The 24,959-nt window shown below is 60.1% G+C and carries 21 protein-coding genes; 20 read left to right on the top strand and 1 reads right to left on the bottom strand.

The features are described from left to right. Nucleotides 1-103: 103 nt before the first annotated feature. Nucleotides 104-895, bottom strand: a complete 792-nt coding sequence (phhA, locus tag DKB71_RS08380; protein WP_274074831.1) for a phenylalanine 4-monooxygenase — start codon at nucleotides 893-895, stop codon at nucleotides 104-106. 403 nt (nucleotides 896-1,298) lie between these two features. On the opposite strand from phhA, the gene DKB71_RS08385 reads away from it, so the two are divergent. The 20 genes from DKB71_RS08385 to fliG all read left to right on the top strand — a co-directional run bounded on the left by DKB71_RS08385 (nucleotide 1,299) and on the right by fliG (nucleotide 24,959). Beyond that, nucleotides 1,299-2,858 (top strand): sigma-54-dependent phenylalanine hydroxylase transcriptional regulator PhhR, encoded by a 1,560-nt coding sequence (locus DKB71_RS08385; protein WP_020796934.1) that lies wholly within the window; start codon nucleotides 1,299-1,301, stop codon nucleotides 2,856-2,858. A 316-nt stretch (nucleotides 2,859-3,174) separates the two neighbouring features. Then, nucleotides 3,175-3,915, top strand: a complete 741-nt coding sequence (locus tag DKB71_RS08390; protein WP_274074833.1) for a flagellar basal body rod protein FlgF — start codon at nucleotides 3,175-3,177, stop codon at nucleotides 3,913-3,915. 45 nt (nucleotides 3,916-3,960) lie between these two features. Then, a complete protein-coding gene (gene flgG / locus DKB71_RS08395) occupies nucleotides 3,961-4,746 on the top strand; it encodes a flagellar basal-body rod protein FlgG (protein ID WP_008055493.1) in 786 nt (261 codons plus the stop codon). 52 nt (nucleotides 4,747-4,798) lie between these two features. Then, nucleotides 4,799-5,494, top strand: a complete 696-nt coding sequence (gene flgH / locus DKB71_RS08400) for a flagellar basal body L-ring protein FlgH (RefSeq protein WP_274074834.1) — start codon at nucleotides 4,799-4,801, stop codon at nucleotides 5,492-5,494. 27 nt (nucleotides 5,495-5,521) lie between these two features. Further along, the gene (locus DKB71_RS08405) at nucleotides 5,522-6,610 is read left to right on the top strand and encodes a flagellar basal body P-ring protein FlgI (protein ID WP_274074987.1); all 1,089 of its coding nucleotides are present in this window, start codon (nucleotides 5,522-5,524) and stop codon (nucleotides 6,608-6,610) included. Nucleotides 6,611-6,621: 11 nt separating this feature from the next. Continuing rightward, a complete protein-coding gene (gene flgJ / locus DKB71_RS08410) occupies nucleotides 6,622-7,902 on the top strand; it encodes a flagellar assembly peptidoglycan hydrolase FlgJ (protein WP_408600068.1) in 1,281 nt (426 codons plus the stop codon). A 17-nt stretch (nucleotides 7,903-7,919) separates the two neighbouring features. Then, nucleotides 7,920-9,929, top strand: a complete 2,010-nt coding sequence (gene flgK / locus DKB71_RS08415) for a flagellar hook-associated protein FlgK (RefSeq protein WP_274074836.1) — start codon at nucleotides 7,920-7,922, stop codon at nucleotides 9,927-9,929. Between the two features lie 13 nt (nucleotides 9,930-9,942). Further along, complete coding sequence (locus DKB71_RS08420) at nucleotides 9,943-11,523, top strand: flagellar hook-associated protein 3 (RefSeq protein ID WP_408600069.1); 1,581 nt, start codon at nucleotides 9,943-9,945, stop codon at nucleotides 11,521-11,523. Nucleotides 11,524-11,836: 313 nt separating this feature from the next. Continuing rightward, entirely contained in the window at nucleotides 11,837-12,766 is a 930-nt protein-coding gene (locus DKB71_RS08425; RefSeq protein WP_408600070.1) for a ketoacyl-ACP synthase III, read from the top strand. A 247-nt stretch (nucleotides 12,767-13,013) separates the two neighbouring features. Further along, on the top strand, nucleotides 13,014-14,459 hold the full coding sequence (locus tag DKB71_RS08430; protein WP_408600071.1) for a flagellin: 1,446 nt from the start codon (nucleotides 13,014-13,016) through the stop codon (nucleotides 14,457-14,459). Between the two features lie 74 nt (nucleotides 14,460-14,533). Then, nucleotides 14,534-14,881, top strand: coding sequence for a flagellar protein FlaG (locus tag DKB71_RS08435; RefSeq protein WP_408600072.1), 348 nt, complete (start codon nucleotides 14,534-14,536; stop codon nucleotides 14,879-14,881). An 81-nt stretch (nucleotides 14,882-14,962) separates the two neighbouring features. After that, the gene (fliD, locus tag DKB71_RS08440; protein ID WP_408600073.1) at nucleotides 14,963-16,351 is read left to right on the top strand and encodes a flagellar filament capping protein FliD; all 1,389 of its coding nucleotides are present in this window, start codon (nucleotides 14,963-14,965) and stop codon (nucleotides 16,349-16,351) included. 155 nt (nucleotides 16,352-16,506) lie between these two features. Further along, entirely contained in the window at nucleotides 16,507-16,902 is a 396-nt protein-coding gene (fliS, locus tag DKB71_RS08445; protein ID WP_408600074.1) for a flagellar export chaperone FliS, read from the top strand. Between the two features lie 17 nt (nucleotides 16,903-16,919). Further along, nucleotides 16,920-17,216, top strand: a complete 297-nt coding sequence (gene fliT, locus DKB71_RS08450; protein WP_323627469.1) for a flagellar protein FliT — start codon at nucleotides 16,920-16,922, stop codon at nucleotides 17,214-17,216. Between the two features lie 173 nt (nucleotides 17,217-17,389). Continuing rightward, nucleotides 17,390-18,865 (top strand): sigma-54 dependent transcriptional regulator, encoded by a 1,476-nt coding sequence (locus tag DKB71_RS08455; RefSeq protein WP_077184077.1) that lies wholly within the window; start codon nucleotides 17,390-17,392, stop codon nucleotides 18,863-18,865. A gap of 110 nt (nucleotides 18,866-18,975) precedes the next feature. Beyond that, entirely contained in the window at nucleotides 18,976-20,199 is a 1,224-nt protein-coding gene (locus tag DKB71_RS08460) for a sensor histidine kinase (protein WP_408600075.1), read from the top strand. Nucleotides 20,200-20,204: 5 nt separating this feature from the next. Continuing rightward, the gene (locus tag DKB71_RS08465; protein WP_408600076.1) at nucleotides 20,205-21,584 is read left to right on the top strand and encodes a sigma-54-dependent transcriptional regulator; all 1,380 of its coding nucleotides are present in this window, start codon (nucleotides 20,205-20,207) and stop codon (nucleotides 21,582-21,584) included. Between the two features lie 230 nt (nucleotides 21,585-21,814). Further along, nucleotides 21,815-22,144, top strand: coding sequence for a flagellar hook-basal body complex protein FliE (gene fliE / locus DKB71_RS08470; protein ID WP_077184074.1), 330 nt, complete (start codon nucleotides 21,815-21,817; stop codon nucleotides 22,142-22,144). A 15-nt stretch (nucleotides 22,145-22,159) separates the two neighbouring features. Further along, the gene (gene fliF / locus DKB71_RS08475) at nucleotides 22,160-23,947 is read left to right on the top strand and encodes a flagellar basal-body MS-ring/collar protein FliF (protein WP_274074846.1); all 1,788 of its coding nucleotides are present in this window, start codon (nucleotides 22,160-22,162) and stop codon (nucleotides 23,945-23,947) included. Then, nucleotides 23,940-24,959, top strand: coding sequence for a flagellar motor switch protein FliG (gene fliG, locus DKB71_RS08480; RefSeq protein WP_274074847.1), 1,020 nt, complete (start codon nucleotides 23,940-23,942; stop codon nucleotides 24,957-24,959). Before fliF ends, fliG begins: the two co-directional genes overlap by 8 nt.

The raw sequence follows: 24,959 nt of genomic DNA on the forward strand, positions 1-24,959 counted from the left end.
TGGATTCCTGAAATCGGGATAAAGGGAAATCGACCGTCAATAACACCACGCTAAAGCAAAGCGTCGGTTCCTGACAGACTCACTTGATCGAAAAAGCGGCGGTTCAGGCCGCTTTGGGTTTCGGTGGAAATTTCGGAGCATGCAGACCCATCTGCATCGCTTGCTGGACCATGCCCATGATGTCTTCGTGGGCCAGGTCGAACAGGCGCTTGAGGTTCGGCAGAACGAAATACAGCGGTTGCAGGATGTCGATGCGGTAAGGCGTGCGCATGCATTCCAGCGGATCGAATGCCTGATGCTCAGGCTCGTCCGACAGGCAATACACGGTTTCTTTCGGTGAAGACAGGATGCCGCCGCCGTAAATGCGCTGGCCTTGCGGGGTGTCGACCAGGCCGAACTCGATGGTCATCCAGTACAGGCGCGCCAGGTACACGCGCTCTTCCTTGGATGCCTTGAGGCCGAGTTTGCCGTAGGTGTGGGTGAATTCAGCGAACCAGGGGTTGGTCAGCAACGGGCAGTGGCCGAAGATCTCGTGGAAAATGTCCGGCTCTTGCAGGTAATCCAGCTCTTCGCGGGTACGAATGAAGGTGGCCACCGGAAACTGCTTGCTGGCGAGCAATTCAAAAAAGGTCTGGAAGGGGATCAGCGCCGGCACGCGGGCGACTTGCCAGCCGGTGGTTTCACCGAGGACCTTGTTGATCTCGCCCAGTTGCGGAATGCGGTCGTGGGGCAGACCGAGTTTTTCGATGCCGTCCAAGTATTCCTGGCACGCACGCCCTTCGATCACTTTCAGTTGGCGAGTGATCAGCGTGTTCCACACCGCGTGTTCTTCGGCGGTGTAGTCGATAAAACCATGCGCATCGGGCTCGCGAGCCACGTATTGCGTCTGCTTCATGCTGCTCTCCTGCTAGGGGATTCGTTCTTGTTATGTGCTGCTATGGACCTAGGAATACCCCATCAATTGCAGCGCTGCAGCAGGTGAGCGGCGTCCTGCGCGGGAAAATCCCTGGATTATCGTAAAGTTTTCGTTACGTATTGGCCGTCATCGCGTAAATGTTGAGATTGGCGGGTGGGAAAAGCCCTACATCTGTCACATAATCTTGACGACTATCTGAGCGCTCCCGCAGAAAAATACGCCTGAAGGCGCTGCAGCATCTCTTGTGGGAGCGGGCTTGCTCGCGAAAGCGGTCTGCCTGATACATCACTGTTGGATATGCAGACGTTTTCGCGAGCAAGCCCGCTCCCACAGTTTGCGCGCTAGGCATGCACCTCAATCACCGCTTTTTTCAGGCCTATTTATGCGTATCAAAGTCCACTGCCAGAACCGCATCGGCATCCTGCGCGACATCCTCAACCTGTTGGTCGAGTACGGTATCAACGTCGCCCGCGGTGAAGTGGGTGGCGAGCATGGCAATGCCATCTACCTGCACTGTCCGAACCTGATCAACATTCAGTTCCAGGCACTGCGTCCGAAATTCGAGGCGATTGCCGGGGTTTTTGGGGTCAAGCGTGTAGGGCTAATGCCCAGTGAGCGTCGGCACATGGAGCTCAATGCGTTGCTCGGCGCCCTGGAGTTTCCGGTGCTGTCGATCGACATGGGTGGCTCCATCGTCGCGGCCAATCGCGCGGCGGCGCAGTTGCTGGGTGTGCGGGTAGATGAGGTGCCGGGGATTCCCCTGTCGCGTTATGCCGAGGATTTCGATTTGCCGGAGCTGGTGCGCGCCAACAAATCGCGGATCAACGGACTGCGGGTCAAGGTCAAGGGCGATGTGTTCCTGGCCGACATCGCGCCCCTGCAATCGGAGCATGACGACAGCGAAGCCATGGCCGGAGCGGTGCTGACCCTGCATCGCGCCGACCGGGTCGGCGAGCGCATCTATAACGTACGCAAGCAGGAGTTGCGCGGCTTCGACAGCATCTTTCAAAGCTCGAAAGTGATGGCGGCGGTGGTGCGCGAAGCCCGGCGCATGGCCCCGCTCGATGCGCCGCTATTGATAGAAGGCGAAACCGGCACCGGTAAAGAATTGTTGGCGCGGGCCTGCCATCTGGCCAGCCCGCGCGGGCAATCGCCGCTGATGGCGCTCAATTGCGCCGGTCTGCCGGAATCCATGGCCGAGACCGAGTTGTTCGGTTATGGCCCTGGCGCGTTCGAGGGCGCCCGGGCCGAGGGTAAGCTCGGGCTGTTGGAGCTGACGGCGGGCGGTACGCTGTTTCTCGATGGTGTCGGGGAAATGAGCCCGCGCCTGCAGGTGAAATTGCTGCGCTTCCTGCAGGATGGCTGCTTCCGTCGCGTAGGCAGCGATGAAGAGGTGTACCTCGACGTGCGGGTGATCTGCGCGACCCAGGTCGACCTGTCCGAACTCTGTGCCCGGGGCGAGTTTCGCCAGGACCTGTATCACCGATTGAACGTGCTGTCGTTGCACATCCCGCCGCTGCGCGAATGCCTGGACGGCTTGACGCCGCTGGTGGAGCACTTCCTCGATCAGGCCAGCCGGCAGATCGGTTGCCCGCTGCCCAAGCTCGCGCCAGCGGCCATGGACCGGCTCAGTCATTACCATTGGCCGGGCAACGTTCGGCAGTTGGAAAACGTGCTGTTCCAGGCGGTTTCCCTGTGTGATGGCGGAACGGTCAAGGCCGAGCATATTCGTCTGCCGGACTACGGTGTGCGTCAGCCACTTGGCGATTTTTCGTTGGAAGGCGGGCTGGACGAGATTGTTGGGCGCTTTGAGAAGGCGGTGTTGGAGCGATTGTATTCCGAGCACCCGAGCAGTCGGCAGCTGGGCAAGCGGTTGGGGGTTTCGCATACCACCATTGCCAACAAGTTGCGTGATTATGAGGTGGGCAAGACTGAGTCTTAGCTGACTTGTTGTGATTGTGCCGGCCTCTTCGCGAGCAAGCCCGCTCCCACAGGTTTTGTGAACGCCACAGATCACTGTGGGAGCGGGCTTGCTCGCGAAGGGGCCAGCATTGCTGGTAACCAGGTCATGCGTTGCCACTTACCGGCATATCACCGCCGGTTTTTCGTCTCTGATACAAACCCTCCAGACCTGCGAAATCTCTCAAGTCCTTTGTTTGCCGGGCCTCGCGCCGCCAAAACCAACTTGGTCTGCAAATTGCTTATGCCACCTCAGAACAGCATCGGGCGGCAAACGTCCGGCAGGCAGAGGAAAGCGTGTGGACAAGTACCTTTATGTGGCAATGACCGGCGCCAGCCAGAATGCGCTGGCGCAAAAGGCCCATGCCAACAACCTGGCGAACATCTCTACCAGCGGCTTCCAGAAAGACCTGGAGCAGGCCCGCTCGATGCCGGTGTTCGGTGACAGCTTTCCGGCGCGAGCGTTTGCCCTGTCCGAGCGCCCGGCCACCGACTTTTCCCCAGGCTCGCTGGTACAGACCGGTCGCGACCTCGATGTCGCCGTGCAAGGCAACGGCTGGCTGGCGGTGCAGAACCCCGATGGCGGCGAAAGCTACGTGCGTACCGGCAGCCTGGTGGTGGATGCGCTGGGTGTGCTGCGGGCAGGCAACGGCATGCCGGTGATCGGCAATGGCGGCCCGATTGCAGTGCCACCCGAGCAGCAGATCGAAGTGGGCGAGGACGGCACCATCAGCATTCGCGCGATGGGCGAAGGCCCGCGGGTCATGGCCGAAGTCGACCGCATCAAGCTGGTCAACCCGGACATCAAGAACATGACCAAGGGCCTGGACGGTTCGATCCACACCAAGGACGGCCAGCCTGCGCAAGCTGATGCCAACGTCAAGCTGGTCTCCGGTTTCCTCGAGTCGAGCAACGTCAATGCTGTGGACGAGATGACTCAGGTACTGGCCCTGTCGAAGCAGTTCGAGCTGCACATCAAGATGATGAACACCGCCAAAGAAGACGACCAGGCCATGGCTCGGGTCTTGCAGATCAGCTAATTACCAGAACGTCGCGCCGTAAAACAGGCGCACGAGGAGAATCGAATGCTTCCGGCTCTATGGGTTGCCAAAACCGGTCTGTCCGCCCAGGACACCAACCTGACCACCATTTCCAACAACCTGGCGAACGTCTCGACCACGGGTTTCAAACGTGACCGCGCCGAGTTCCAGGACCTGCTGTACCAGATCAAGCGTCAGCCAGGCGCTCAGTCGACCCAGGACAGCGAACTGCCGTCGGGCCTGCAACTGGGTACCGGTGTGCGCATCGTCGGCACCCAGAAAAACTTCAACGCCGGCAGCCTGCAAACCACCGAGCAGCCTTTGGACATGGCCATCGACGGTCGCGGCTTCTTCCAGATCCTGCAGCCGGACGGCACCACGTCCTACACCCGTGACGGTACTTTCCACCTGGACTCCAACGGCCAGATCGTCAACGCCAGCGGCTTTGCCCTGGAGCCGGCGATCGTCATTCCGAACGACGCCCAGACCTTCACCGTGGGCAAGGACGGCACCGTGTCCATCACCGTCGCCGGCAACCCGGCCTCCCAGGTGATCGGCAACCTGCAGACCGCCGACTTCATCAACCCGGCCGGCCTGCAGGCCGTGGGCAACAACCTGTTCCTGGAAACTGCCGCCAGTGGCGCGCCGCAAGTCGGCACCCCGGGCCTTGCCGGTTTCGGTACCACGCTGCAGAACACCCTGGAAACCTCCAACGTCAGCACCGTTGAAGAGATGGTCAACATGATCACCACTCAGCGCGCCTACGAGATGAACTCCAAGGTGATCTCCACCGCCGACCAGATGCTCTCGTTCGTAACGCAGAATCTGTAATCAAGTCTTTGGGGCGGCCAAGAGGTCGCCGGCAACACCGTGAGGTAGGGTCATGAAACGCTTTGTATCTGTTCTGGCACTGAGTGGGGTCACTGTGCTCGCGGGTTGTGTGCCCATGTCGCCCAAGCCCAATGATCCCTACTATGCACCGGTGTTGCCGCGCACGCCGTTGCCGGCTGCCGCCAACAACGGCTCGATCTATCAGGCCGGTTTCGAGCAGAACCTGTACAGCGACCGCAAGGCGTTCCGGGTCGGTGACATCATCACCATCACCCTGAACGAGAAGACCCAGGCCAGCAAAAACGCCAACTCGCAGATTGGCAAGAACAGCAAGGCCAGCATCGGCCTGAGCTCTCTGTTCGGTTCCACGCCCAGCACCAACAATCCGTTTGGCAGTGGTGACCTGAGCCTGGACGCCAGCTACGAAGGCGACCGCGCGACCAAGGGGGACAGCAAGGCTGCCCAGGGCAACACCCTGACCGGTTCGATCACCGTGACCGTCGCCGACGTATTGCCCAACGGCATCATCGCCGTGCGCGGCGAGAAGTGGATGACCCTCAACACCGGCGATGAACTGGTGCGTATTGCCGGCCTGGTCCGGGCCGACGATATCTCCACCGATAACACCGTGTCATCGACCCGCGTCGCGGATGCGCGCATCACCTACTCGGGCACCGGTTCGTTTGCCGATGCGAGTCAGCCAGGCTGGTTCGACCGTTTCTTCCTCAGCCCGCTGTTCCCTTTCTAGGTGGCGACATTGAATTTCAAACACCTGATGGTGGCTGCGTTCCTGATGTCCGCAGCGTTCGGTGCTCAAGCCGAGCGCCTGAAGGACATCGCCAGCATTTCCGGCGTGCGCTCCAACCAATTGATCGGCTACGGCCTGGTGGTCGGGCTCAATGGCACCGGCGACCAGACGACGCAGACCCCGTTCACCCTGCAGACCTTCAACAACATGCTCTCGCAGTTCGGCATCAAGGTGCCACCGGGCTCGGGCAACGTGCAGTTGAAGAACGTCGCGGCGGTGTCGATCAGTGCCGACTTGCCGGCGTTCGCCAAGCCGGGGCAGCAGGTCGACATCACCGTGTCGTCCATCGGTAACTCCAAAAGCTTGCGCGGCGGCACCTTGCTGCTGACGCCGCTCAAGGGTATCGACGGCAACGTTTATGCGGTGGCCCAGGGCAACCTGGTGGTCGGCGGTTTTGATGCCGAGGGTCGCGACGGCTCGAAGATCACGGTCAACGTGCCGTCGGCCGGCCGCATCCCCGGCGGTGCTTCGGTCGAGCGAGCGGTGCCGAGCGGATTCAACCAGGGCAACAGCCTGACCCTGAACCTCAACCGCTCCGACTTCACCACGGCCAAGCGCGTCGTCGACAAGATCAACGACATGCTCGGCCCAGGTGTGGCCCAGGCCATCGACGGCGGCTCGGTGCGCGTCACGGCGCCGCTCGATCCGAGCCAGCGTGTCGACTATCTGTCGATCCTGGAAAACCTTGAAATCGATCCAGGCCAGGCGGTGGCCAAAGTCATCATCAACTCGCGCACCGGCACCATCGTGATCGGCCAGAACGTCAAGGTTTCCCCGGCCGCCGTCACCCACGGCAGCCTGACCGTGACCATTACCGAAGACCCGATCGTCAGCCAGCCCGGCCCTCTGTCCAATGGCCAGACCGCGGTCGTGCCGCGCTCGCGGGTCAATGCCGAGCAGGAAGCGAAGCCGATGTTCAAGTTCGGCCCAGGCACCACCCTCGACGAAATCGTCCGTGCGGTGAACCAGGTCGGCGCGGCACCGGGTGACCTTATGGCGATCCTTGAAGCACTGAAACAGGCTGGCGCCTTGCAAGCCGACCTGATCGTGATCTGAGGACGGCGACCATGGACATGAACAAGAGCGGTCGGGTCAGCAGCAGCGATTCCGGTGCGTTTTCCGACCTGAACCGGCTGAACCAGCTCAAGGTCGGCGACAAGAACAGCGACGCCAACATGCGCAAGGTGGCGCAGGAATTCGAGTCGCTGTTCCTCGGCGAGATGCTCAAGTCCATGCGCTCGGCCACCGAGTCGCTGGGCAAGGACAACCCGATGAACACCGCCGAGGCCAAGCAGTACCAGGAAATGTACGACCAGCAACTGGCGGTTTCGATGTCCCGCGAAGGCGGCGGTATCGGCCTGGCGGACGTGCTGATGCGGCAGATGTCGAAGAACAAGCCGCTGGCGCCGGGTGAAGCGGCGACACTGTCGGCGGCCAAGCAGGAAGCGGCGAAAGCGGCCGCGCAGACACCAGTGGCCGCTGGCACGGTGGCGATCAACGGGCCTCTGTCCCGGGTCAATGGCGAGCGTCCATTGTGGGCCTCGCGTTCGCTCAGTGCGCCGACAGGCGAGGGCGCCCATCGCAATGACATGGCGCTGATCAATCAGCGCCGCCTGGCCCTGCCGCCAAAACTGGCCGACCGCTTGCTCGCCGGCCTGGTGCCTTCCGCCACGCCGACCGCCACCGCGGTCAACAAGACGCCGTTGCCCGAGCGCGTCGCGACCACAGGTTCCGGTCCCTTGTACAACGGCGACTGGCTGGCGAACGCGCAAATGGCGTCGAGCGGGTCCCTGCAGATCCACGGGCGCGCCATCGCGCAAATCCCCCTGGCACCGGCGAAAAAAGCCTTCAGCTCCGCCGACGAATTCGTCAACACCATGCTGCCGATGGCCAAGGAAGCGGCCGATCGCATTGGTGTCGACCCACGTTACCTGGTGGCCCAGGCCGCCCTGGAAACCGGTTGGGGCAAATCGGTCATGCGGGCCCAGGACGGCAGCAGCAGCCACAACCTGTTCGGCATCAAGGCCGGCAGCAGTTGGCAGGGTGATTCGGCGCGGGCCATCACCAGCGAATTCAGGAATGGCGAGATGGTCAAGGAGACGGCCGAGTTCCGTTCCTACGACTCCTACAAGGACAGCTTCCATGACCTTGTAACGCTGCTGCAAACCAACAATCGCTATCAAGATGTCGTGAAGTCGGCCGATAACCCCGAACAGTTTGTGCGCGAGCTACAAAAGGCCGGTTACGCAACCGACCCGGCTTACGCCAGCAAGATTTCGCAGATAGCCAGGCAGATGACGAGTTATCAGAACTACGCTGCGGCGGGCGTTTCAACCACGCCTTTATAGACATAAGGGTCTGAACCATGAGTTTGCTCAACATCGGAATGTCGGGTCTATCCGCTAGCCACGCCTCATTGGTGACTACCGGTAACAACATTTCCAACGTCGATACCGTCGGGTACTCGCGCCAACAAACTGTGCAGGGCACCAAAGGCTCGATTCAGTACGGCAATGTGTTCATCGGCACCGGCACCACGCTGGCCGACGTGCGTCGGGTGTACAACAGCTACCTCGACGCGCAGTTGCAGACCTCGACGTCGCTCAACAGTGATGCGCAGGCTTACCTGGGGCAGGCCACCCAGGTCGACAAGCTGCTGTCCGACAGCGGCACCGGTGTGACCAAATCCTTGCAGGCTTTTTTCTCGTCCTTGCAAACGCTGGCCGGCAACTCCAACGACAATGCCGCGCGCCAAGCGTTGCTGACCAACGCCCAAGGCTTGAGCAGCCGCTTCAATGCCATCTCCGGGCAATTGAAGCAGCAAGGCAGCTACATCAACGATCAGCTGGGTTCGATGGCCGACCAGGTCAACAAGCTGGCGTCGACCGTTGCCGCGTACAACAAGAAAATCAGTGAAGTCAGTGGCTCGGGTGGCACGCCCAACGAATTGCTGGACCAGCGTAACGAAACCATCCGCCAGCTCAATGAGCTGGTGGGCACCCAGGTCACTGAGACCGAAGGGCGCATGGATATTTACCTGGGCAGCGGCCAGCCTTTGGTGGTGGGCGACACCGTCAACAAACTGCGCGTGGCCGCCGACCCGGCCGACCCGACCCGTTCCTCGATCATCATGGATCGCAACGGTTCGTCGATCGACATCACCAACGTGATGAGCGGCGGCGAGATGGGCGGGCTGTTGCGTTATCGCAATGAGGTATTGACCCCGGCGGTCAATGGCCTGGGGCGTATCGCCATGGTCGTCGCCGATCAGGTCAACAAGCAGTTGGGGCAGGGGCTGGACCAGAGCGGTAACTTCGGCGCAGCGTTGTTCAATGACATCAACAGTGCCGCGGCCATCAGTCAGCGCAGCATTGCCAATGCCAAGAACAATCCGGCGTCGGGTAACCTGAACGTCACCATCAAGGACACCGGCAAGCTGGCGGCCAGCGATTACCAGGTGACCTTCACCAGCGCCACCGGCTACAGCGTGCGGCGCCTGTCGGACAATACCGACATGGGCAGTTTCGACCTGGGCACGACGCCGCCACCGGTCATCGATGGCTTCAGCCTGAGCCTCAACGCCGGTGCGGTAAACAGCGGCGACAGCTTCAAGATTACCCCGACCCGCAGTTCCGCCGCGGACATGGCCACCGTCATGACCGACGCCAAGCGCCTGGCCACGTCTGCACCGCTGACGTCCACCAAGGCCCAGGGCAATAACGGTACGGGGGATGCCAGCCAGCCGACCCTGAAGACCAACCTGGACATCTACGATTCGGCCCAGCGCCTGGAAGTGCAGAGCGCGGTCAAGGCGTCGATGCCGGTCCGGATGCTGATGACCAGCGCCAGTGCCTATGAAGTGTTCGATGCCAAGGGGGTCAGTATCGGCACCGGCAACATCGTGCCCGGCCAGAACAACGACCTGAACATTTCGGTGCCGTACACCGATGCCAGCGGCGCGGCCAAGACCTTCAGTGTCGGCATGACCGTCAGCGGCAGTCCCAAGGCGGGCGACAGCTTCAATATTGCGATGACCGCCGCAGACAGCACCGACAACCGCAACGCACAGGCGTTGCTGGCCCTGCAGACCAAGGCCACGGTCGGCGCGACTGCGACCAGTCCCGGTGTGAGTTTTACCGAGGCCTATGGCGGCCTGGTATCGACCGTTGGCTCCTTGACCAAGCAGGGTCAACTCGATGCCACGGCGACCGACACCATCGTCACCGGGGCGCGCAATGCGCGTGACTCGCTGTCGGGCGTCGACCTCGATGAAGAGGCTGGCAACCTGACCAAGTACCAGCAGTACTACACGGCCTCTTCGCAGATCATCAAGACTGCGCAGGAAATTTTCAGCACCCTGATCAATGCCCTTTAAGGAACCGTAGAACATGCGAATTTCTACTGCACAGTACTACGCGACCACTGCTGCCAACTATCAGCGCAACCTCAACAACGTGATGAAGACGGCCGAGCAGGCCAGCAGTGGCATCAAGCTGGAGACGGCGGCGGACGATCCGGTCGGTGCCGCGCGGCTGCTGCAGCTCGAGCAGCAAAAAGCCTTGCTGGGCCAGTACACCACTAACATCAACGCATTGAATACGGCCCAGGCGCAGGAAGAAAGCGTGCTGGACAGCATCAATACCGTGCTGCAAAAAGTCAGCGAGCTGACGGTGCGTGCCGGTGCCGCCTCCTTGAACGACGACGATCGCAACTCCATCGGCGCAGAAGTTGCCCAGGCCGAGCAACAGCTGTTGAGCTTGATGAACAGCAAGGATGCCAACGGCAAGTACATCTTTTCCGGGGCCAGCAACAACACGCCGCCGTTCGCCCGCAACAGTGATGGCACCTACAGCTATCAGGGTGACCAGACCCAGTTGGAGCTCAAGATCGGTGACTCGATGTCCCTGGGCCTGAACGATACCGGTTGGGAGGTGTTCCAGCAGGCGATCAACGCCGCGCGCAGTACCACCACCCTGACCGCACCGGCCGTCGATGACGGGCGCGTGGCCTTGTCATCGGGTCTGGTCAGCTCGGGTCCGGCCTTCGATGCGAGCTTCCGCGGTGGCGAGCCCTATACCCTGGCGTTCACCAGCAGCACGCAGTTCGTGATCACCGATGCCGCGGGTAACGACGTGACCGCCGAAGCGACTGGCGCCGGCAAGTTCGATCCCAATAACAAGGATGGCAGCGACATCACTTTCCGCGGCGTGAGCTTTGCACTGGATATCACCTTCCAGGCATCCGACACGCCCGCTACCGCGGATTCGGTCATCGCCGGCCACAGTTTCAAGCTGGAGGCCAAGCCGGATAGCTTCGTCAGCAACCGTGCGCCGGGCAATGCCTCGACGGCCCTGGTCACCCAGACCCAGGTGACCGATGCCGCCGCCTACAACAGCTTTTTCCCGGAGGGCGGGGCGGTGCTGAAGTTCACCAGCCCGACGACGTTCGAGCTGTACGCCCGGCCATTGACCAGCAGCAGTACGCCGGTCACCACCGGGAGCGTGGCCGGCGGCGTGGCCACAGCGGCCGGCGTCAGCTTTACCATGAGCACCACGCCTGCGCCGGCGGCCAACGATCAGTTCGATATCTCGGTCAACACCCATCAGACCCAGAACGTGCTCGACACGGTCAGTCAGTTGCGTCAGGCACTGCAAACGCCCACGGCTGGCAACCCGACAGCACAACGCAACCTGGACAGCGCGATCGCGTCTTCGATTGCCAACCTGGGTAATGCCAAGAACCAGGTCGACCTGGCCCGGGGTGCCATCGGTGCACGGGGCAATGTAATGGACATGCAGCGCGATCAGAACCAGAGCACCGATCTGCTCAATACCTCCACCCAGTCGTCGATCCGCGAGGCCGATCCGGCCGAAGTGCTGACCCGCCTGACCCTGCAGCAGACCATGCTGCAGGCGGCGCAACTGGCATTCGCCAAGGTGTCCCAGCTGAGCCTGTTCAACAAGCTTTAAGTCGGTCCTGAGCGCTCTCGGCCAGCCCTGTGTTGCATGGGGCTGGCTTTTTTTTTGAGGATTTTTTCGCGATGATCCGGGGCTGTGCGGAACGGGGCTCGGACCACAAAATCAAATAAAGCCGTGAACTCTGAGTGACCCGCCAGTCAAAACGCGCATCTTCACTGTATCCTGTCTGCGGGCGGTGAAGGTGGCGGACAGTTCAAGCAGGTGCTTGAGCCACGACGATGCCCCTCTGGGGCCGGTCCCTGACTGTAGACGCCCTCGATTCAGCGAGCGGCGATGTTCAGCTGTTTATTATTGGGAAGCCATAATGATTGGCATAAAAAATATAGCGAGTTACGTGCCGGTAGCCGGGATTGATAATTACGCCCAGGGTGCCAAGTTTGACAAGGACGAAACCTTTATCCTTGGCAAGATCGGCTCGGCATTTTTGCCACGCATGGCTGCCGATCAGGAAACTTCCGATCTGTGTGTCGAAGCCGCCAATGCGCTGTTTGCCGCCAGTCCAGAACTCAAGCGTGAGTCCATCGACTGCCTGATCGTCGTCACCCAGAATGGGGATGAGGAGGGGTTGCCGCACACCGCTGCGATCGTTCAGGACAAGCTGGGCCTGCCGACCCACGTCGCCGCTTTCGATATTTCCCTTGGCTGTTCCGGCTACGTGTACGGCATCTATGCGATCAAGGGCTTCATGGAAGCGGCGGGGCTGAAAAACGGCCTGCTGATCACCGCCGATCCGTATTCGAAGATCGTCGACCCGGAAGACCGCAACACCACCATGCTGTTCGGCGATGCCGCCACCGCGACCTGGATGGGCGAAAACGCGGTCTGGCAGCTCGGCAAGTCGAAGTTCGGCACGGACGGTTCCGGCGCGCCGCACCTTAAGGTCAGCGATGGCGTGTTCTTCATGAATGGCCGCCAGGTGTTCAACTTCGCGCTGTTGAAAGTCCCGGCGCACCTGCATGAGCTACTGGAGGAATCCAATTTGCAGGCCAGCGATATCAACGCCTTCTGCATTCACCAAGGCAGTGCCGCCATCGTCGATGCCGTGGCGCGCCGCTTCGAAGAAGGCGAGCCGGAGAAGTTCGTCAAGGACATGCTCGAAACTGGCAACACGGTGTCGTCTAGCATTCCGCTGCTATTGCAGAACCATGTGTTCGATTCCAAATGGACCCGCGTGGCCATCAGCGGCTTTGGCGTAGGCCTGTCGTGGGGCTCGGCGATTCTCTATCGCGGCTGATATCTACCGCGGTATTCGAAACAAAAAAACGCCCGGAGAGTCTCCGGGCGTTTTGCGTTTTTCTGACGCCGACTTTCTGGCTCTAAAGCCTTGAAAATAAAGGGCTGGCAAGCTGCCACTAAAAAAATCTAAAAACCCCCTCAAGCAAACGGGTTCCACGACGATAACTATTACGTAGGTTCTCTAGGCCATACCAGGCGGTTGCCAGGGCCGGAAGCCGCAGTATCCATCCAACGAGGATTTCGTCATGGCTTTATCCGTAAACACCAACATTGCCTCTCTCACTACTCAGGGCAACCTGAACAAGGCCGGCAACTCCCTGCAAACTTCGATGCAGCGCCTGTCTTCCGGCCTGCGCATCAACAGCGCTAAAGACGACGCTGCCGGCCTGCAAATTGCTAACCGCCTGACCAGCCAGATCAACGGCCTGGGCCAAGCGGTCAAGAACGTGAATGACGGTATCTCCATCGCTCAAACCGCTGAAGGCGCGATGCAGGCATCGACCGACATCCTGCAGAAAATGCGTACCCTGGCTCTGTCTTCCGCTACCGGCTCCCTGAGTAACGACGACCGTAAGTCGAACAACGACGAATATCAGGCTCTGACTTCGGAACTGACCCGTATCTCGCAAACTACCACCTTCGGTGGCCAGAAGCTGCTGGACGGTTCGTTCGGTACCAAATCTATCCAGGTAGGCGCCAACGCCAACGAAACCATCAACGTCAGCCTGGAAAACGTTGCTGCTAACCAGATCGGTTCGCAACAACTCAAATCCGGCAAAATTGTTCCTGATGCAGATGGTCTGACCGGCGGTACTCTGTCTCTTGTTGGTAACGGCCAGTCGAAAACCTTTACATACGGTTTGGGCGCTCAGGCAAAAGACATTGCGAGTGGTTTGAACGGCCTTATCGGCGGTTTGACTGCTACTGCCAGCACCGAAGTTAAATTTAGCGTTGCGGCCGCTGCAGCGACAGCGCCAGCTAACTTTACTCTGGCAGTAGGTGGTGGTTCCGCCGTTAGTTTTGTTGGTGTAACCGATACCGCCAGCCTGGCTGATCAGTTGAAATCCAACTCCGCTAAACTGGGTATCAGTGTTAACTACGACCAAAGTAACAATACGCTGGAAGTGAAGTCCGATACCGGTGAAAACCTGGTATTCGGCGCAGCTGACGCGGCAACGCAAGCGGCAATCAAAGTTGATGTGAAAGACGGTGCAGGCAAGTATTCCGGTACTCCAGTCGCCCTGGTAGCTGCTGGTACTACTGTCACTGGTCAGGTCAACCTCAACTCCGCTAAAGGTTACTCTGTTTCCGGTTTGGCAGCTGATGCTGGTGAGTTGTTCGGTGCTGCGGCAGGTACTTCGTTCTCCTCCAAAAAAACCAACATTTCCAACACTGATGTTACCGATGCAACCAACGCACAAAACGCTTTGGCTGTTATCGACAAGGCCATCGGTACCATCGACAGCGTTCGTTCGGGTCTGGGTGCTACCCAGAACCGTCTGACCACCACTGCCGACAACCTGCAGAACATTCAGAAGAACTCCACTGCTGCTCGCAGCACCATCCAGGACGTGGACTTCGCTGCTGAAACTGCAGAGCTGACCAAGCAACAAACCCTGCAATCGGCTTCGACTGCCATCCTGTCGCAAGCTAACCAGCTGCCATCCGCTGTACTGAAACTGCTTCAGTAATTTCAGCGCTTGGTAATTGACGGAGGGGCGCGTTTACGTGCCCTTTTGTCTTTTCCGTGACGAGGAGTTTGGAAATGGATATGAGCGTCAAGTTGAACCAGTCTTATCCGGCGCTTGCACCGCAAAGCCCAGCGGCACCGGTGGATCCGGTCAGTCGGCCAAAGGTCGAGCCTGTTGCCAAGTCGGCGACGGAGCCCAAGCGCGATGAGCTGGAAAAGGCCGTGACTGATATTCGCGAGTTCGTTCAAGCGAGCCAGCGCAAGCTGGACTTTTCCATTGATGATTCCACCGGCCGGGTCGTGGTCAAGGTCATCGCCACCGACAGTGGTGACGTGATTCGCCAGATCCCTTCGGAAACTGCACTGAAACTGGCACAAAGCCTGAGCCAGGCGAGCAGCTTGTTGTTCGACGACAAAGTCTGAGCTGGCATGAATTTTGTTGGTATCCGCGTTTAAGGCGTTCATTGCCAAGAAAGCGGCGGCCACTGGATAAGGAGAAGGACGATGGCGGGTTCAACGGTCAGTGGTATCGGTTCAAACATCGATACTCAGGCGATTGTTAAGTCACTGGTTGACGCCGAGCGCGTGCCGAAGCAAACGCAGATCAACACTCAGTCGTTGAAAGCAACCACCACGTTGTCGTCGATCGGCAAGATCCAGGCGGCACTGGATGCTTTTCGTGGCGCCCTGACTTCGATGGGTACCGATAGTAGCTTCACCGGCCTGACTGGCTCGTCCTCGAATGAAAAAGTTGCGACCATGACTGCTGGCAACGGAGCTTCGAATGGAAGTTTCTCGCTGGTGGTTTCTCAATTGGCCAGTGCCTCTAAGATATCGACCAAGACCTTTGCTGGTGGTGCGTCTTCCGTAGTCAACAGTGGTACCACTCCGACCACTCTGACAATTTCCCAGTCGGGCAAGAACTACGATCTGAGCGTCCCGGCGGGAGCAACGCTGCAGCAGGTACGTGATTCGATCAATTCGCAATTTTCCACTTCCGGCTTGAGTGCTAACGTCCTGACCGACTCCACGGGGTCGCGGCTGGTGTTGACCTCTACCAACATGGGTGTGGGTTCGGACATTACGCTATCGGGCAATTCCGGGATCGACGTCGGTGCAACAGTTGTCGAGGTGCCGAAGAACGCCAAGTACACCATCGACGGGTCGATTGCACTGGAGTCCAAGTCGAATACGATCAGTGAAGCTGTCAGCGGCGTGAGTATCAAGCTTCTGTCGGTCTCGCCCAAAGACGCCACGACCGGCGATTTCACACCTACTACCATCGCTGTGAGTACCAATAGCCCCGTGATTAAGTCTGGGGTCAAGGGTTTTATTGACACCTACAATGCGCTGGTGAAAGCGATCAGTGCGGAGACAAAAGTTACAATGGGGGCGGATGGTACGCCCACAGCAGGCGCATTGACCGGCGATGCTTCGATGCGAACTCTTATGAGCTCCATTCGAAATGAATTGAACTCGATGTCTGGTAGTGGCACGTTAAAATCATTGGCGCAGTTTGGTGTTTCCACTGACTCGACGACGGGTCTTCTAACCCTGGACGACAAAAAGTGGGATAAAGCAGTAGCTACCAACGCGGCTGATATCAATAGTATTTTCAGTGGTGATAATGGGCTGTTGAAGCGCTTAACCAATGCCACCGAAGGTTATGCCAAGTCGAGTACCGGCACGCTGGCGGAGCGCTCAAAAACGTTGAGCGATACGCTGACCGACCTCGCGAAGCAACAGGCTTCGCTGGATGAGCGCATGACGCTGTTGACCACCAGTCTGTCGGCCAAGTACACCGCCATGGATTCCCTTGTGGCGAAGTTGCGGGCACAAAGCGACAGCATCATGACCACGCTCAATGCGCTCAATAATCCGAAAGACAGCTGATTCGGATCAGGCATAAAAAAACCCAGGCATGCTGTGATGACGGCACCTGGGTTTTTTCCTTGATTGCAGGTCTACGTTAAAGTTATGTGTCGACCAGTCGACATAAATATCAGAGCAGTCCTCTTTTTAGTTTTTGTCTGTCACGAGGTAGAAACATGAACCCCATGAGAGCCCTTCGCCAATATCAGAAGGTCAATTCCCATGCTCAAATCTCTGAAGCCAATCCGCATCGCCTGGTGCAGATGCTGATGGAGGGTGGCCTGGATCGCATGGCCCAAGCCAAGGGCGCTCTGGAGCGTGGAGATATCGCACTCAAGGGTTTGATGTTGGGCAAAGCTGCAGACATCATCATCGGGCTGCGTGACGGGCTGAACCCGGAAAAGGCCGAGGATCCAGCATCTGTCCAGCAACTCGACAGCTTGTACGCTTACATGACCAACCGTTTGATGGACGCTAACACCACCAACGACGCTGCCATCATCGACGAAGTAGCAGGTCTGCTTGAAACCCTGAAAAGCGGTTGGGATGCGATTGGAAGCCCACAGGCCTGAGGGCCGAGGATGACGTCATGAGTCAAGCACTGCAACGGATCGAAGAAACACGCGAAGCGCTCATCGATGCGCTGGCCGAACGTAACTGGGATGCGATCGGCGAGCTGGATTCGGCCTGCCGTGAATGCGTCGATGAGGTGCTCGCTGAAGCACCGATCGATGAGGAAGCACTGCGCACCCACCTTGAGAGTCTGCTGGCGGTGTACAAAGATTTATTGACGGTGACGATGGGCGAGCGTCAGGCAATTGTTGATCAGATGTCGCAGATCAACCAAGCGAAGAGTGCCGCAAAGGTTTACCATCTGTTTGGTTAATTAATATCTGCTTGATCCAGTCAGATTGCGCCATAAATTTGACTGTGAACGGTTTTTTGACTTTACTAGTGGCTGTTTCCAGATTTCAGGCGTCTACAGGCATTAACAGTCTGCAAGCGTCTAGCTTGCCCACTCATTTCGGGCACCGGGTTGACTAGGGAAGTTACGATTGCATGTGGCGTGAAACCAAAATTCTGCTGATCGATGACGATAGCGTCCGCCGCCGCGACTTGGCGGTGATTTTAAATTTTCTCGGCGAAGAAAATTTACCCTGCGGTAGCCATGACTGGCAGCAGGCTGTCGTCTCTTTGTCGTCCAGTCGTGAAGTAATCTGTGTCCTCATCGGGACGGTCAATGCTCCGGGTTCGCTTCAGGGCTTGTTAAAGACACTCGCGACATGGGATGAGTTCCTTCCGATTTTGCTGATGGGCGATAATTCTTCCATCGACCTGCCGGAAGACCAGCGTCGCCGCGTGTTGTCGACCCTCGAAATGCCTCCCAGCTACAGCAAGCTGCTCGATTCGCTGCACCGTGCCCAAGTCTATCGCGAGATGTACGACCAGGCCCGTGAGCGCGGTCGGCATCGCGAACCCAATCTGTTCCGCAGCCTGGTCGGCACCAGCCGGGCGATCCAGCACGTGCGCCAGATGATGCAGCAAGTGGCCGACACCGACGCCAGCGTGCTGATCCTCGGCGAGTCCGGGACCGGCAAGGAAGTGGTTGCGCGCAACCTGCATTACCATTCCAAGCGCCGCGAAGCGCCGTTCGTGCCGGTCAATTGCGGGGCGATTCCGGCCGAGCTGCTGGAAAGCGAATTGTTCGGCCATGAGAAGGGCGCGTTCACCGGGGCGATCACCAGCCGCGCCGGGCGTTTCGAACTGGCCAATGGCGGTACGCTGTTCCTCGACGAAATCGGCGATATGCCGCTGCCGATGCAGGTCAAGCTGCTGCGCGTGTTGCAGGAGCGTACCTTCGAGCGCGTGGGCAGCAACAAGACCCAGAGCGTCGATGTGCGCATCATCGCCGCGACCCACAAGAATCTCGAAAGCATGATCGAGATCGGCACCTTCCGCGAAGATTTGTACTACCGCCTGAACGTGTTCCCGATCGAGATGGCGCCGCTGCGCGAGCGCGTCGAGGACATTCCGCTGCTGATGAACGAGTTGATCTCGCGCATGGAGCACGAGAAGCGCGGTTCGATCCGCTTCAACTCCGCGGCGATCATGTCGCTGTGCCGTCACGGCTGGCCGGGCAACGTCCGCGAGCTGGCCAACCTGGTGGAGCGCATGGCGATCATGCATCCGTACGGGGTGATCGGCGTGGTCGAGCTGCCGAAGAAATTCCGCTACGTCGATGATGAAGACGAGCAACTGGTCGACACCCTGCGCAGTGATCTCGAAGAGCGGGTGGCAATCAACGGCCATACCCCGGACTTCACCACCCATGCCATGTTGCCGCCTGAAGGCCTGGACCTGAAGGATTACCTCGGTGGCCTGGAGCAGGGTCTGATCCAGCAAGCACTGGACGATGCCAATGGCATTGTCGCGCGCGCGGCCGAACGCCTGCGCATCCGCCGCACCACGCTGGTGGAAAAAATGCGCAAGTACGGTATGAGCCGCCGTGATGGAGATGAACAGGCGGATGATTGACGCCTGTTTTTCAACTCTTTCATTTTCAAGCAGTTTTTTTTAGGCACGGGTATTGCTATAGCCCTCGCAACGTTCCGTTTAACTGACGGTCAGCCAAGCGAGAGAGCACGATGCCCCAAGCCGCCCCCCTGTCTCCTGTCCCTAGTGCCCTGGGACAATCGTCGTCCGCAGAGCAGGCGAGCCGGCTTGGCCTCGAGCAGGCGTTTGCCCTGTTCAACCAGATGTCCAGCCAGTTGACCAACTCCTACAGCATGCTCGAAGCCCGGGTCACCGAGCTCAAGGGCGAGTTGGCGGTGGTCAGCGCCCAGCGCATGCAGGAACTGGCAGAGAAAGAACGCCTGGCCAATCGCCTGCAACACCTGCTCGACCTCCTGCCCGGCGGCGTCATCGTTATCGACGCCCAGGGGATCGTGCGCGAAGCCAACCCGGCGGCTTGCGAACTGCTCGGTCTGCCCCTCGAAGGCGAGCTGTGGCGGCAGGTGATTGCCCGTTGCTTTGCGCCCCGCGAAGACGACGGTCATGAAGTCTCTCTCAAGGATGGTCGGCGCCTGTCGATTGCCACGCGTTCGCTGGGTGCGGAGCCTGGGCAACTGGTGTTGCTCAACGACCTGACCGAAACCCGTCATCTGCAGGATCAACTGGCGCGCCACGAACGCTTGTCTTCCCTGGGACGCATGGTCGCGTCGCTGGCGCATCAGATTCGCACGCCGTTATCCGCGGCCTTGCTCTACGCCAGTCACTTGACCGAGCAGGCGCTGCCGATAGACACCCAGCAACGTTTTGCCGGACGGCTCAAGGAGCGCTTGCACGAGCTGGAGCATCAGGTGCGCGACATGCTGGTGTTTGCTCGCGGCGAGTTGCCCTTGACCGACCGGGTGACCCCGGCGCAGCTGATGCAGTCACTGCAGGCGGCGGCGCTGACCCATGTACAGGACCTGCCGATTCGCTGGCAATGCGACAGTCATGCCGGTGAATTGCTGTGCAACCGCGACACCCTGGTCGGTGCGATCCTCAATCTGATCGAGAACGCGATTCAGGCCAGTGCCGGTGAGGTGCGCTTGAAGGTGCATCTCTACACCCGTGGCAACAACCTGCGCCTGTGCGTCAGCGATAGCGGCAGCGGTATCGACGGCGCGGTGCTGGCGCGCCTGGGGGAACCCTTTTTTACCACCAGGACCACCGGCACCGGCCTCGGCCTGACCGTGGTCAAGGCAGTCGCCAGGGCTCATCAGGGCGAGTTGCGCTTGCGCTCGCGGATCGGTCGCGGCACCTGTGCGCAGGTGCTCCTGCCGCTTTTTATCAATGAGAAAAGTAGCGCCCAGGGAGTGGAGTGAAGGCCATGGCAATCAAGGTTCTGCTGGTCGAGGATGACCGCGCTTTGCGCGAAGCGCTGGCGGACACGCTGTTGCTCGCCGGGCACGATTACAAGGCCGTGGCTTCGGCGCAGGAAGCCCTGGAAGCGGCGGGGGCCGAGGCGTTCAACCTGGTGGTCAGCGACGTCAACATGCCGGGCATGGACGGTCATCAATTGCTCGCGTTGCTGCGGGCGCGACAGCCGCAACTGCCGGTGTTGCTGATGACGGCGCACGGTGCCGTCGAGCGGGCGGTCGATGCGATGCGCCAGGGTGCCGCGGATTACCTGGTCAAACCGTTCGAGCCCAAGGCGCTGCTCGACCTGGTCGCACGCCATGCGCTGGGCAATGTCGGCAGCACCGATCACGAAGGACCTGTGGCGTTCGAACCGGCCAGTGCGCAGTTGCTGGAACTGGCCGCGCGGGTGGCGCGCAGTGATTCCACGGTGCTGATCTCCGGGGAGTCCGGCACCGGCAAGGAGGTGCTGGCGCGCTACATTCACCAGCACTCCCGGCGCGCCAACCAGCCATTTATTGCGATCAACTGCGCGGCGATTCCCGACAACATGCTGGAGGCCACGCTCTTTGGTCACGAGAAGGGCTCGTTCACCGGCGCCATCGCGACGCAGGCCGGCAAGTTCGAGCAGGCCGATGGCGGGACTATCCTGCTCGATGAAATTTCCGAAATGCCCCTGGGGTTGCAGGCCAAGTTGCTGCGGGTGCTGCAGGAGCGCGAGGTCGAGCGAGTCGGTGCGCGCAAGCCGATCACCCTGGATATCCGCGTGGTCGCGACCACCAACCGGGATCTGGCCGCTGAAGTGGCGGCGGGGCGGTTCCGTGAAGACCTGTACTATCGCCTGTCCGTATTCCCGCTGGCCTGGCGGCCCTTGCGCGAGCGCACGGCCGATATCCTGCCGCTTGCCGAGCGCCTGCTGGCCAAACACGTCAATAAAATGAAGCATGCGGCGGCGCGATTGTCGCCCGAGGCGCAGGCGTGCCTGATCGGTTATCCGTGGCCGGGCAATGTGCGCGAACTGGATAACGCGATTCAACGCGCCTTGATCCTGCAGCAGGGTGGAATGATTGAGCCTGAGGATTTCTGTCTCGCCGGGCCGGTCGCTTGCGCGCCGTTACCGGCACTGGCGCCCGCGCGGGCAGTGGAAGTAGAGGCCGAATCTGCCGGGGCGCTAGGCGACGATCTGCGGCGCCGTGAGTTCCAGATGATCATCGACACCCTGCGCACCGAGCGCGGCCGCCGCAAAGAGGCCGCCGAGCGCCTGGGCATCAGCCCGCGCACCTTGCGCTACAAGCTGGCGCAGATGCGCGATGCCGGCATGGACGTGGAAGCGTATTTGTTTGCCACCTGAGCGCTGGCCTGCACGGGGCCCTGTAGGAGCAAGCTTGCTCGCGATGGTCGTTAACGATAACGCGGGGATTCAGGATAAACACGTCGCTCTTGGGTCCATCGCGAGCAATCAAGCGTCGACCGGCTGCTCCTACAGATGCGGCACCGGGAAAGCTGGCACCCTTGTTGCTAACACCTCGTTACCCGCTGAGTGAGCGTCAAAAAATTGCGGGCCGCCAGAGAGAGTAGAGCATGAGCCAAGGTATTGAATTCAATCGATTGATGCTGGATATGCGCGCCATGCAAATGGACGCCATGTCTGCGCCGAAATCGACTGCCGCCGTCCCTGAACTGAATGGCAGCAGCTTTTCCGACATGCTCGGTCAGGCCGTCAACAAGGTCAACGACACCCAGCAGGCGTCCACAGCCCTGGCCAATGCCTTCGAGATCGGCAAGAGCGGTGTCGACCTGACGGACGTGATGATTTCCTCGCAGAAGGCCAGCGTGTCTTTCCAGGCTTTGACCCAGGTGCGCAACAAGCTGGTTCAGGCTTACCAAGACATCATGCAGATGCCGGTTTAAGGACGAGATTGAGTCATGGCAGATGCAATCGCTGACAATGTTCCGGCCAAGGCCAATTCCGTAGGCGGCAAGCCGCCGCTGTTCGGGTTGTCCTTCCTGGAAAACCTCTCCGAGATGACCATGCTGCGTCAGGTGGGCCTGATGGTCGGCCTGGCCGCGAGCGTGGCGATTGGTTTTGCCGTGGTGTTGTGGTCCCAGCAGCCGGACTACCGTCCGCTGTACGGCAGCCTTGCCGGCATGGACGCCAAGCAGGTCATGGATACCCTGGCGGCCGCCGATATCGCCTATAACGTCGAACCCAATTCCGGTGCCTTGCTGGTCAAGGCCGAAGACCTGTCCCGCGCGCGTCTCAAGCTCGCGGGCGCGGGTGTCACTCCCAGCGATGGCAACATCGGTTTTGAAATCCTCGACAAGGAACAGGGCCTGGGTACCAGCCAGTTCATGGAAGCGACCCGTTATCGTCGCGGCCTTGAAGGCGAGCTGGCGCGCACCATTTCCAGCCTGAACAATGTCAAGGGTGCCCGGGTGCACCTGGCCATCCCGAAAAGCTCGGTGTTCGTGCGTGACGAGCGCAAGCCGAGCGCCTCGGTGCTGGTCGAGCTGTATTCCGGGCGTTCGCTGGAGCCGGGCCAGGTCGTGGCCATCGTCAATCTGGTGGCGACCAGCGTCCCCGAACTCAGCAAGTCGCAGATCACCGTCGTCGACCAGAAAGGCAACCTGCTCTCCGATCAGGCGGAAAACTCCGAGCTGACCATGGCCGGCAAGCAATTCGATTACAGTCGCCGCATGGAGAGCATGCTCACCCAGCGCGTGCACAACATTCTGCAACCGGTGCTGGGCAACGACCGCTACAAGGCCGAAGTCTCGGCCGATGTCGACTTCAGCGCCGTCGAGTCCACCTCCGAGCAGTTCAACCCGGACCAGCCGGCGTTGCGCAGCGAGCAGTCGGTCAACGAACAACGTACCGCCAGCAACGGCCCGCAAGGTGTACCGGGTGCCCTGAGCAACCAGCCACCGTCGCCAGCCTCGGCACCGCAAACCACCGGTGGCGCCACCGCGTCGGCCGGCATGGTGCAGCCCGGCCAGCCACTGCTCGATGCCAACGGCCAGCAGGTCATGGACCCGGCCACCGGCCAGCCCATGCTCGCGCCCTATCCGGCGGACAAGCGTCAGCAGTCGACCAAGAACTTCGAACTGGACCGCTCCATCAGCCACACCAGGCAACAGCAGGGCCGATTGAATCGCCTGTCGGTCTCGGTGGTGGTCGATGACCAGGTCAAGATCAACCCGGCCAACGGTGAAATGACCCGTGCGCCGTGGAGTGCCGATGAGTTGGCCCGTTTCACCCGCCTGGTCCAGGATGCGGTCGGTTTCGACGCCAGCCGTGGCGACAGCGTCAGCGTGATCAACATGCCGTTCTCCGCCGAGCGCGGCGAAGTGATTGCCGATATTCCGTTCTACTCCCAGCCGTGGTTCTGGGATGTGGTCAAGCAGCTGTTGGGCGTCCTGTTCATCCTGGTGCTGGTGTTCGGTGTGTTGCGCCCGGTGCTCAACAACATCACCGGTGGTGGCAAGGACAAGCAACTGGCGGGCATCGGCAGCGACGTCGAGCTCGGTGGCATGGGCGGCCTGGACGGCGAACTGGCCAACGATCGTATCAGCCTCGGTGGCCCGACCAGCATCCTGCTGCCAAGCCCGAGCGAAGGCTATGACGCACAGTTGAACGCAATCAAGAGCCTGGTGGCAGAAGACCCGGGTCGTGTCGCCCAGGTCGTGAAAGAGTGGATTAACGCAGATGAGTGATAACCGAGCCATTGCCGCCAAACTGAGCAAGGTCGACAAAGCCGCGATCCTGCTGCTGTCACTGGGCTCGACCGATGCCGCCCAGGTATTGCGCCACATGGGGCCCAAGGAGGTCCAGCGTGTTGGCGTGGCCATGGCGCAGATGGGTAACGTGCACCGCGAGCAGGTCGAGCAGGTGATGAGCGAGTTCGTCGACATCGTCGGTGACCAGACCAGCCTGGGCGTCGGTTCCGATGACTACGTGCGCAAGATGCTCACCCAGGCCCTGGGCGAAGACAAGGCCAACGGCCTGATCGATCGCATCCTGCTGGGTGGCAACACCAGCGGCCTGGACAGCCTGAAGTGGATGGAGCCGCGCGCGGTCGCCGACGTGATCCGTTACGAGCACCCGCAGATCCAGGCGATCGTGGTGGCGTATCTCGACCCGGACCAGGCCGGTGAAGTGCTGGGCAACTTCGACCACAAGGTGCGCCTGGACATCATCCTGCGGGTGTCCTCGCTGAACACCGTGCAGCCGGCGGCCCTCAAGGAACTCAACCAGATTCTCGAGAAGCAGTTCTCCGGCAACTCCAATGCTTCGCGCACCAGCCTGGGCGGGATCAAGCGCGCGGCCGACATCATGAACTTCCTCGACAGCTCGATCGAAGGCCAGCTCATGGACTCGATCCGCGAAGTCGACGAAGACCTGTCCGGTCAGATCGAAGACCTCATGTTCGTGTTCAACAACCTGGCCGACGTCGACGACCGCGGCATCCAGGCGTTGCTGCGTGAAGTGTCCTCCGACGTGCTGGTACTGGCCCTCAAGGGCTCGGACGAAAACGTCAAGGAGAAGATCTTCAAGAACATGTCCAAGCGTGCGGCCGAATTGTTGCGCGACGATCTCGAGGCCAAGGGCCCGGTGCGCGTCAGCGATGTGGAAACCGCGCAGAAAGAAATCCTCACCATCGCCCGTCGCATGGCCGAAGCGGGCGAAATCGTGCTCGGCGGCAAAGGCGCCGAGGAAATGATCTGA

Origin of the sequence: Pseudomonas sp. PLMAX, assembly GCF_046042685.1 — a bacterium.
Lineage (GTDB): Bacteria > Pseudomonadota > Gammaproteobacteria > Pseudomonadales > Pseudomonadaceae > Aquipseudomonas > Aquipseudomonas putida_AE.

What these genes read in the sequence shown, in the direction of transcription:
- DKB71_RS08460 (WP_408600075.1), top strand. Translation starts at nt 18,976, where the DNA reads ATGCCCCAAGCCGCCCCCCTGTCTCCTGTCCCTAGTGCCCTGGGACAA.
- fliE (WP_077184074.1), top strand. Translation starts at nt 21,815, where the DNA reads ATGAGCCAAGGTATTGAATTCAATCGATTGATGCTGGATATGCGCGCC.
- DKB71_RS08455 (WP_077184077.1), top strand. Translation starts at nt 17,390, where the DNA reads ATGTGGCGTGAAACCAAAATTCTGCTGATCGATGACGATAGCGTCCGC.
- flgK (WP_274074836.1), top strand. Translation starts at nt 7,920, where the DNA reads ATGAGTTTGCTCAACATCGGAATGTCGGGTCTATCCGCTAGCCACGCC.
- DKB71_RS08420 (WP_408600069.1), top strand. Translation starts at nt 9,943, where the DNA reads ATGCGAATTTCTACTGCACAGTACTACGCGACCACTGCTGCCAACTAT.
- flgJ (WP_408600068.1), top strand. Translation starts at nt 6,622, where the DNA reads ATGGACATGAACAAGAGCGGTCGGGTCAGCAGCAGCGATTCCGGTGCG.
- DKB71_RS08405 (WP_274074987.1), top strand. Translation starts at nt 5,522, where the DNA reads ATGGTGGCTGCGTTCCTGATGTCCGCAGCGTTCGGTGCTCAAGCCGAG.
- DKB71_RS08435 (WP_408600072.1), top strand. Translation starts at nt 14,534, where the DNA reads ATGGATATGAGCGTCAAGTTGAACCAGTCTTATCCGGCGCTTGCACCG.
- flgH (WP_274074834.1), top strand. Translation starts at nt 4,799, where the DNA reads ATGAAACGCTTTGTATCTGTTCTGGCACTGAGTGGGGTCACTGTGCTC.
- DKB71_RS08385 (WP_020796934.1), top strand. Translation starts at nt 1,299, where the DNA reads ATGCGTATCAAAGTCCACTGCCAGAACCGCATCGGCATCCTGCGCGAC.
- fliS (WP_408600074.1), top strand. Translation starts at nt 16,507, where the DNA reads ATGAACCCCATGAGAGCCCTTCGCCAATATCAGAAGGTCAATTCCCAT.
- fliF (WP_274074846.1), top strand. Translation starts at nt 22,160, where the DNA reads ATGGCAGATGCAATCGCTGACAATGTTCCGGCCAAGGCCAATTCCGTA.
- flgG (WP_008055493.1), top strand. Translation starts at nt 3,961, where the DNA reads ATGCTTCCGGCTCTATGGGTTGCCAAAACCGGTCTGTCCGCCCAGGAC.
- fliD (WP_408600073.1), top strand. Translation starts at nt 14,963, where the DNA reads ATGGCGGGTTCAACGGTCAGTGGTATCGGTTCAAACATCGATACTCAG.
- DKB71_RS08465 (WP_408600076.1), top strand. Translation starts at nt 20,205, where the DNA reads ATGGCAATCAAGGTTCTGCTGGTCGAGGATGACCGCGCTTTGCGCGAA.
- phhA (WP_274074831.1), bottom strand. Translation starts at nt 895, where the DNA reads ATGAAGCAGACGCAATACGTGGCTCGCGAGCCCGATGCGCATGGTTTT.
- DKB71_RS08425 (WP_408600070.1), top strand. Translation starts at nt 11,837, where the DNA reads ATGATTGGCATAAAAAATATAGCGAGTTACGTGCCGGTAGCCGGGATT.
- fliG (WP_274074847.1), top strand. Translation starts at nt 23,940, where the DNA reads ATGAGTGATAACCGAGCCATTGCCGCCAAACTGAGCAAGGTCGACAAA.
- fliT (WP_323627469.1), top strand. Translation starts at nt 16,920, where the DNA reads ATGAGTCAAGCACTGCAACGGATCGAAGAAACACGCGAAGCGCTCATC.
- DKB71_RS08430 (WP_408600071.1), top strand. Translation starts at nt 13,014, where the DNA reads ATGGCTTTATCCGTAAACACCAACATTGCCTCTCTCACTACTCAGGGC.